Genomic DNA, 7809 nt, shown 5'->3' on the forward strand with positions numbered 1-7809 from the left:
AGCCGTTCTGCACGACCAGGTTGGAGATGTTCTGCGGTCGCAGCAGGATGCCGTTGGTGAGGATCGAGAACAGCACGACCACGCTCGTGGGCCGCCGCCGGGCGGGTACCGCTCACGCACCCAGCTCATCGAAGCCGGCCGAGAACGAGGCGCCGCCGCCGTCGAAGTTGCCGGCCTTCGCGGTGGCGAGGTCGGTGATCGACACGGCGTTGAACGCGCCCGCGAGCGATCCGAAGGCGACGTAGAGCTGGTTCGCCCCCGACACCGTGCGCGGCTGCCGCTGCGACGTGTACGCCGCCGTGACGGTGACCGTCTGCAGGTCGGCGGCCGCGGCATCCGTCACCTCGAAGGTGAACTCGGCCGTGGCCTCGCCGCCCTTCTTCACGGTGCCCGCGTGGTCGCCGGTCGCCGAGACGAGCGTCCAGCCCTCGGGCGCCGCGGGCGTGAGCACCACGTCGGCCTTCGCCTTCGTGCCGGTGTTGCGGAACGTCGCCGTCACGGTGGTCTGCTCCCCCTGGAACACCCGATCGGCGAGCTCGACCGCGACGGATGCCGCGGCGGCATCCGCTTCCTGTCCGCCCACGCCGCTCGTGGCGGTGAGGGTGAGGCGAGCGGATGCGTCGGAGGCGATCTCGCCCGTCGAGATGAGCACGACGCCGCCGGCCCGGTCGGCCTCGTACGTCCAGCCGGGGCCGTCGTCCAGGGCCGCCGCGTCGTCGACGCGCGGGAGGGTCCTGCTGCCGAGCTTCACGAGCTTGGGCTCCGAGCCCGTGTGCGCCTCGACCCGGTACGGCCGCGCGTCGGCCTTGCCGTCGTAGTCGCCGTCGCGCGTCCCGAGCTCGATCTTCACCGTGCCGGTCTTGCCCGCCTTCGGCGCGTCGACCGTGAACCGCTGCGTGCTCGACTCGCCGTCGGCATAGGCACGGGTGACCTCGTCGTCCTCGTAGAGCGCGAACTCCGACTCGCCCTGCGGGTAGGTCACCAGCGTGATGGGCGCGTCCTCGGGCACGAGCGACGCGTTGCGCTCGAGCACGCCCTGCGGGATCACGGCGCCGGCACGCACGAAGATCGGCATCCGGTCGAGCGGCGCCGGGTGTCCGTCGAGCACCGTGCCGCCCTCGTGCAGGGCACCGGTCCAGTAGTCGACCCACTGGTCGCCAGCGGGCAGGTAGATGCCGTTGCGCACGTCGGTGTCGGTGAAGACGGGTGCGACGAGGTAGTCGTCGCCGAGCAGGAACTCGTTGTTCGCCTCCACGCTGTAGGCACCGGGGTCGCTCGGGTACTCGAGCGCGACCGACCGCATCATGGGCACGCCCGTGCGGTGGGACTCCTCCGCGAGCGAGTAGACGTAGGGCATCAGCCGCTGGCGGAGCTGGAGGTACTCGCGGTTGATCGCGGTCGCCTCGTCGCCGTACAGCCACGGACGCTTGTCGGTCTGGGCCCAGCCGCTCATCGAGTACAGCGCGGGCGCGAAGGCCTTCCACTGGAGGTCGCGCACGTAGCTCTCGGCCGAGCCGCCGAAGATGCCGTCGACGTCACCGGTCGTGAACGCCAGACCCGAGTTGCCGGCACCGGTGAGCGCCGAGACCTGCCAGCGCACCGCGTCGAGGTTGCCGCTGTGGTCGCCCGTCCACTGCATGCCGCAGCGCTGGGCGCCGGCCCAGCCCTCGACCATGAGGGCGGTGCCACGCGCGTCGGAGTACTGCTCGATGCCGTCGTGCGCGGCCTCGCAGCCGGTGAGGGCCTGGCGGTAGCCCGAGCCGACCCAGGCCACGTCGAGCTTGCGCAGGCGCACGCCGGCCTCGCCGACCTCGAACTCCTGGTTGGTGAGCGAGCGCTGGGTCCAGAGGCCGACCTTCAGGTCGGTCTGGTCCTCGATCGAGTCCACCGTCTCGGGCAGCTGCTGGTACTCGCATCCGTAGCCGTCGTTCACGAGCATCCAGCCCGCCGGCATGTCCTGCTCGACGAACTGCTTCGCGATGTTCAGGGCCTGCGGGGTGCGCTGCTTCGTGTTCTGCGGGTCACCGTAGCCCGACGAGCTGTAGCCCGGGTTCGAGCGGTTGTAGCAGTCGGCGTCGCCGTACTCGAGGGCGTACACCGGCGGCAGCAGGGGTCGGCCGGTGAGCTGCGTGTACGACTCGAGCGATGCCTTGTAGTCGCCCACGAAGTAGTACGCGTCGAAGCGGCGCTCCTCGTGCGTGGTGGTGTGCGCGGCGAAGTCGTAGCTGCCGCGCGCGAAGGTGTTGCGGAGCACGCCGTACCCGTTGGACGACATGTAGTACGGCACCGCGTTCGGGTAGCCGTCGTCGTCCCAGTCGAAGTTGCGCGCGATGTTGATCGTCGCGCCGGTGTGCACCGACCGGCCGTTCTGCATGCCGCCGCCGATGAACTGCTCGCCGTCGATCGGCGCCAGGTGCTGTGTCGCCGACGCGGCGCCGAACGTGATCGGCGCGGTCTCCGACCAGATGACCGTGCCGTCGGCGCGGGTGGCCGAGGACTGCCCGGTGGCCCGGTCGATCGTCACTGTGACGTCGGCGGTGGCGATGGCGATCGAGCCGCTGTCGGACTCGGTTCCGGTGACGGCCACGTCGGCGCCGTCGAAGGTGTCGTCGCCGACGACGATGTCGGCGGTGCGGGCCGGGTCGCCCTGGGGCGTGTTCGCCGGGTCGGTGAAGCTCCCGCTCGGGTCCGCCTCGAGGCGGAACGTGCGGTCGTCGAGGAACGTGATGCGCATGGCGCCGTGCTCGGCCGACAGGGTGACGCTCGCGCCGTCCTGCTCGACCGTCGACACGGCGCCGAGCGGCGTGCCCGCGGGGTCCACGGGTACCTCGGGCGTGACGGCCTTGGGGGTGATCGGCGTCGTGGCCGACGGGGCGGCGGTTCCGGATGCCGCGGCGGCGGTGCTGCCCGCGGCGGTCGTCATCTGCGTCGCAGCGAGGGCCGGGGAGACGCCGGCCGTCGCGAGGAGGCCCGCGCCGACGAGCGCGCAGACACCGGCGAGCGCCGTTCTGCGGCGCCCTCCGGGAGGTGGTGTTCGGTGGAGGATCATCGTTGCTCGCTTTCACCAGAATGATTGATAGTGATTTGAAGGGCGCAGGAACGCTCATATAAGATCAGTCTTGTTTCACCCTGGTCAAGGGATTCAGCGGATTTCGATGACGTTTTCGCGTGGGGACGGCGTGTCGCCGGTGGAGTGCCCCCGCGCGGTCCGTCGTGCCCCGGACGCGTGGCCACCGTCGCCTCGGCCGGAGCGCCGCCTCCGGCGGGATCTCGTCGCCGCAGCCGCCTCGTGTGCTGCCACAATGGCCGCATGCCCACGTTCACCGACGCGCACGGGATCCGCATCCACTACGAGTCGTGGCGGGTGCCCGAGCCGACGGCGGTGGTGCAGCTCGCGCACGGGATCGGCGAGCACATCGGCCGCTACGGCGAGCTCATCGAAGCCCTGAACGCCGCGGGCTACTCCGTGTGGGCCGACGACCATCGCGGACACGGCCGCACCGGCGTCGACCAGCACGGCGGCGATCTCGAGCGGCTTGGCCGGCCCGGACCGGGCGGCATGCGCGCGGCGATCGCCGGCGTCGAGCGCTTCGGGGAGGTCATCCGCGAGACCGAGGGCGACGAGGTGCCGCTCGTCATCCTCGGGCACTCGTGGGGCTCCTTCATGACGCAGCACGTCGTCAACCACCATCCCGATCGGTACGACGCGGTGGTGCTCTCCGGAACGGCCTGGCTGCAGCTCGGGTACACGAACATCGGGGACCTCAACAAGCGCTTCGCGCGCCCCGACGGCACGAAGGTCGAGTGGCTCAGCCGCGACCCGGCCGTCGCCGAGGCATGGGTGGCCGATCCGCACACGACGGATCGGACGCTCCAGCAGCTGTTCGGCTGGCCGCAGTCGTTCTCGCTCATCACTCGGCCGTCGAAGCGCATCCCGGCCGAGCTGCCGCTGCTCATCCTCATCGGCTCCGATGACCCGGTGGCGGGGGAGCGGAGCGCGAGGGCGTTGCTGAAGGACTACGTCCGCCGTGCGCACCTCGTCGATGCGACGCTCATCGTCTACGAGGGCGCCCGGCACGAGGTCTTCAACGAGACGAACCGCGACGAGGTCCGGGCCGATCTCATCCGATGGCTCGACGAGCGGTTCGCCACCGACTGACGGCGATACGACAGGGTCTTGACAGGGGCCTGGCGGAGGACGAGTCTGGTACTCGGATCGCTCGTGAGAGCGCTCTCACATTCGACACCGCCGTCGATCACGGTCGACGCCGACCACCGGAGGAACCGATGCAGCTTCCATCCCTCGCGAGGCGAACGGCGCTCGGCGCTGCCGCGGCCCTCGCCCTCGCCCTGCTGGCCGCGACACCCGCGCAGGCCGCCAATGACGTGCTCGCGCCCGACGCCGAACTCTGGACCAACCCCTCGAGCACCACGCTCGAGGCCGCCGCCTCGCTCAGCGGCGACGCCCGCGCCGACGCGCTCCTGCTCGGCTCGTTCCCGAGCGCGACCTGGATCAACGGCGGCACGCCCAACGAGGCCAAGCGCGACGTGAAGCGCGTCGTCGCCGCGGCCCACGCCGCCAAGCAGGTCCCCGTGCTCGTGGCCTACAACCTGCCGTTCCGCGACTGCGCCCAGTACTCGGCGGGCGGGGCGACCTCGGCGGCCGAGTACGCCGCGTGGATCGACGGCTTCGCCAAGGGCATCGGCAACAAGGACGCCGTGGTCATCCTCGAGCCCGACGGCCTCGGCATCATCCCGTGGTACACGACGGTCAACGGCCAGCAGGAGTGGTGCCAGCCCCCCGAGGCCGACGCGGCCACCGCGGCATCCGACCGCTTCTCGATGCTGAACCACGCCGTCGACGCCTTCGCCGCGCTGCCGAACACGGCCGTCTACCTCGACGGCACGCACTCCGCGTGGCTCGGGGTCGGCGACATCAGCGACCGGCTCATCAAGGCCGGGGTCGAGCGAGCCGACGGGTTCTTCCTCAACGTCTCCAACTACGAGACGACCGAACGGCAGGAGAAGTTCGGCACGTGGATCTCGGACTGCATCAACCTCTCGGTCAACTCGTGGTGGCAGCCCGAGTGGTGCGCGAGCCAGTACTACCCCGCGAGCCCGGGCGACTTCTCCACCTGGGGCCTGACGGATGCCGCCTACGACCAGGCGTACGCCGACACGGGCGTCACGCGCGACCCCGCCGCGCAGGCCCACTTCGTGGTCGACACGAGCCGCAACGGCGTCGGACCGTGGACGCCCACGGCCGTCTATCCCGACCCGCAGGTGTGGTGCAACCCGCCCGACCGCGGGCTCGGCCTGCGCCCGACCACCGACACGGGCGACGAGTTCATCGACGCCTACCTGTGGGTGAAGGTGCCCGGCGAGTCCGACGGCGAGTGCCTGCGCGGCACGCCCGGCCCCGAGGACCCCGAGCGCGGCATGGTGGACCCGCCCGCCGGGCAGTGGTTCCCCGAGATGGCCGATGAGCTGATCGCCAACGCGGTGCCGGCGGTCACCCCCTAGCGGGAGTCAGATCGCCCGCCACGGCGGCACGTCGAACCCGAGCAGGCGGATGCGCGGGTGATGCATCGCGCGCGATTCGGTGGCCCACGGATACTCGATCGTCGTCAGGTGGCAATTGCCGAGCACGGGCAGCAGATCGCGGTATCCGTCGGGATCCATGCCCGCCAGCTCGGAGAACAGCAGTCGGATGAGCGTCGCGTGGCCCACGATGAGCACCCGTCCTTCGGGGAACTCGGCGACCAGGTCGTCGAGGGCGGGGAGGGCTCGCGCGATGCCGTCGCGACCGCGCTCGCCGTCTGGCAGCGGGCTGCTCGCCGGCGCGCGCATGAAGGCCTGCCATTCGTCGGGGAAGCGCTCGGCGATCTCGTCGGGCGTGAGTCCCTCGGCCGCCCCGAAGTCGATCTCGACGAGACGCTCGTCGATGCGGAGCTCGAGACCGGTCGTCTCGACGGCGGGCGCCGCCGACCGACGGGCTCGTCCGAGCGGCGAGGCCACGATGGCGTCCAGCCGCGCCTCGGCGGCCCAGGCGCCGAGGGCGGCGGCCTGTCCGAGGCCGCGCTGCGTGAGCCCGACATTCGAATTGCCGGCGTACCGATGCTCCGCGTGCCAGACCGTCTCGCCATGCCGCGCGAGGAAGAACGTCGTCATCCGAACACCCCCGATTCCCTGTTCCGATCGTAGGCGGTCCGGCTTGCGGTGCTTCGAGCGCCCGTACGGCGGGCCGTGCCGGCCGCGGCGCGCAGCGCACCGGGCGAAGCACCCGCGCGCGACCCTAGGCTGGACCACATGCACGGTGAGTACAAGGTTCCCGGCGGCAAGCTCGTGGTCGTCGACTTCGACGTGGTCGACGGCGTCATCCGCAGCCCACGTGTCGCGGGCGACTTCTTCCTCGAGCCCGACGAGGCGCTGGCCGACATCGACGCCGCGCTCGACGGCCTGCCCGCGGCATCCGATGCCAAGCAGATCGCCGCGGCGATCACGGCGAGCCTTCGCGAGGGTGCGGTCATGCTCGGATTCTCGGCCGAGGCCGTCGCCGTGGCGGTGCGCCGGGCGCTGACGGATGCCACGACCTGGTCCAACTACGAGTGGGAGATCGTGCACGACGAGGCCGTGCCGCCGCGCCTGCACCTCGCCCTCGACGAGGTGCTCGCCACCCGGGTCGGCGAGGGGCGGCGCAAGCCCACGCTGCGGTTCTGGGAGTGGGACGAGTCGGCCGTGGTGATCGGCAGCTTCCAGTCGGTGAAGAACGAGGTCGACTCCGACGGCGCCGAGAAGTACGGCTTCGACGTGGTGCGACGCATCTCGGGCGGCGGCGCGATGATGATGGAGCGCGGCAACGTCGTCACCTACTCCCTCTATGTGCCGTCGGAGCTGGTGCAGGGCATGAGCTTCGCCGATTCCTACGCCTTCCTCGACGACTGGGTGCTGCAGGGCCTGCGTGGCATCGGCATCGAGGCGACGTACCAGCCGCTCAACGACATCGCGAGCCCGCTCGGCAAGATCGGCGGCGCCGCGCAGAAGCGCCTCGGCTCGGGCGGCGTGCTGCACCACGTCACCATGGCGTACGACCTCGACAACGAGAAGATGCTCGAGGTGCTGCGCATCGGCCGAGAGAAGATCAGCGACAAGGGCATCGCCTCCGCCGCCAAGCGCGTCGACCCGCTGCGCTCGCAGACGGGGCTGAGCCGCGCCGCGATCATCGAGAGCCTCAAGCAGACGTTCGCGGATCTCTACGGCGCGACGCCCGGCACCGTGTCGGCCGACGAGCTCGCCGAGGCGGAAGCGCTCGTCGAGTCGAAGTTCGCGACCCGCGAGTGGCTCTACCGCGTGCCCTGAGCGGATGCCGCAGCCCTGCGGAACTGCTGAGCTGCTGAGCTGCTGAGCTGCTGAGCTGTCCCGATCTGCGGATATACGATCGGGCGCGCCGGTCTGCAGGGTAAAACTGCGGCGTGGCGGATCGTATATCCGCAGGTGGTGACGGATGCCGCTGACTGAGGCTGTGAACGGGCGCGAGGAAGGCTCATCCTCGCCGGGTAGAATCGCCGGGTGGATTGGTGGATCTGGCTCGGCATCGCCGTGCTCGTCGCGGGCTTCGTGGGGCTCGCGGTGCGGCGCGGCTGGATCGACCTCTCCGACAAGACCCGCCGTGGTGGCGGCGGTGGCGGCGTCATGATGATCGGCGACGAGGTCTTCGCGCCGCGCAAGCACGAGGCCCAGGTCGAGCTCGACCGCCAGAGTCGCCTGCCCGCCCCCGCGCCCGTGCCCGGCGACGGCGACCAGGGCATC

The 7809-nt window shown here is 70.9% G+C and carries 5 protein-coding genes and 1 pseudogene; 4 read left to right on the forward strand and 2 right to left on the reverse strand.

What is annotated here, in order from left to right; genetic code table 11:
- Window positions 1–112 precede the first annotated feature (112 nt).
- Complete coding sequence (locus GH736_RS13540; protein WP_235934198.1) at window positions 113–3049, reverse strand: TIM-barrel domain-containing protein; 2937 nt, start codon at window positions 3047–3049, stop codon at window positions 113–115.
- Between the two features lie 261 nt (window positions 3050–3310).
- Here GH736_RS13540 and GH736_RS13545 point away from each other — a divergent pair, with 261 nt between their 5' ends.
- A complete protein-coding gene (locus tag GH736_RS13545; RefSeq protein WP_159604133.1) occupies window positions 3311–4159 on the forward strand; it encodes an alpha/beta fold hydrolase in 849 nt (282 codons plus the stop codon).
- 128 nt (window positions 4160–4287) lie between these two features.
- Window positions 4288–5523, forward strand: a complete 1236-nt coding sequence (locus tag GH736_RS13550; protein ID WP_159604135.1) for a glycoside hydrolase family 6 protein — start codon at window positions 4288–4290, stop codon at window positions 5521–5523.
- A gap of 6 nt (window positions 5524–5529) precedes the next feature.
- Here GH736_RS13550 and GH736_RS13555 read toward each other — a convergent pair whose 3' ends face one another.
- Entirely contained in the window at window positions 5530–6171 is a 642-nt protein-coding gene (locus tag GH736_RS13555) for a histidine phosphatase family protein (RefSeq protein ID WP_159604137.1), read from the reverse strand.
- Window positions 6172–6309: 138 nt separating this feature from the next.
- On the opposite strand from GH736_RS13555, the gene GH736_RS13560 reads away from it, so the two are divergent.
- On the forward strand, window positions 6310–7359 hold the full coding sequence (locus tag GH736_RS13560) for a lipoate--protein ligase family protein (RefSeq protein WP_159604139.1): 1050 nt from the start codon (window positions 6310–6312) through the stop codon (window positions 7357–7359).
- 210 nt (window positions 7360–7569) lie between these two features.
- Window positions 7570–7809, forward strand: a pseudogene (locus GH736_RS13565) (hypothetical protein); the annotation flags it as partial.

It is taken from the genome of Agromyces humi (genome assembly GCF_009720255.1).
Lineage (GTDB): Bacteria > Actinomycetota > Actinomycetes > Actinomycetales > Microbacteriaceae > Agromyces > Agromyces humi.

Bases quoted from the DNA above. Each gene is read 5' to 3' on its own strand.
- GH736_RS13545 (WP_159604133.1), top strand. From the start codon at position 3,311: ATGCCCACGTTCACCGACGCGCACGGGATCCGCATCCACTACGAGTCG.
- GH736_RS13560 (WP_159604139.1), top strand. From the start codon at position 6,310: ATGCACGGTGAGTACAAGGTTCCCGGCGGCAAGCTCGTGGTCGTCGAC.
- GH736_RS13550 (WP_159604135.1), top strand. From the start codon at position 4,288: ATGCAGCTTCCATCCCTCGCGAGGCGAACGGCGCTCGGCGCTGCCGCG.
- GH736_RS13540 (WP_235934198.1), bottom strand. From the start codon at position 3,049: ATGATCCTCCACCGAACACCACCTCCCGGAGGGCGCCGCAGAACGGCG.
- GH736_RS13555 (WP_159604137.1), bottom strand. From the start codon at position 6,171: ATGACGACGTTCTTCCTCGCGCGGCATGGCGAGACGGTCTGGCACGCG.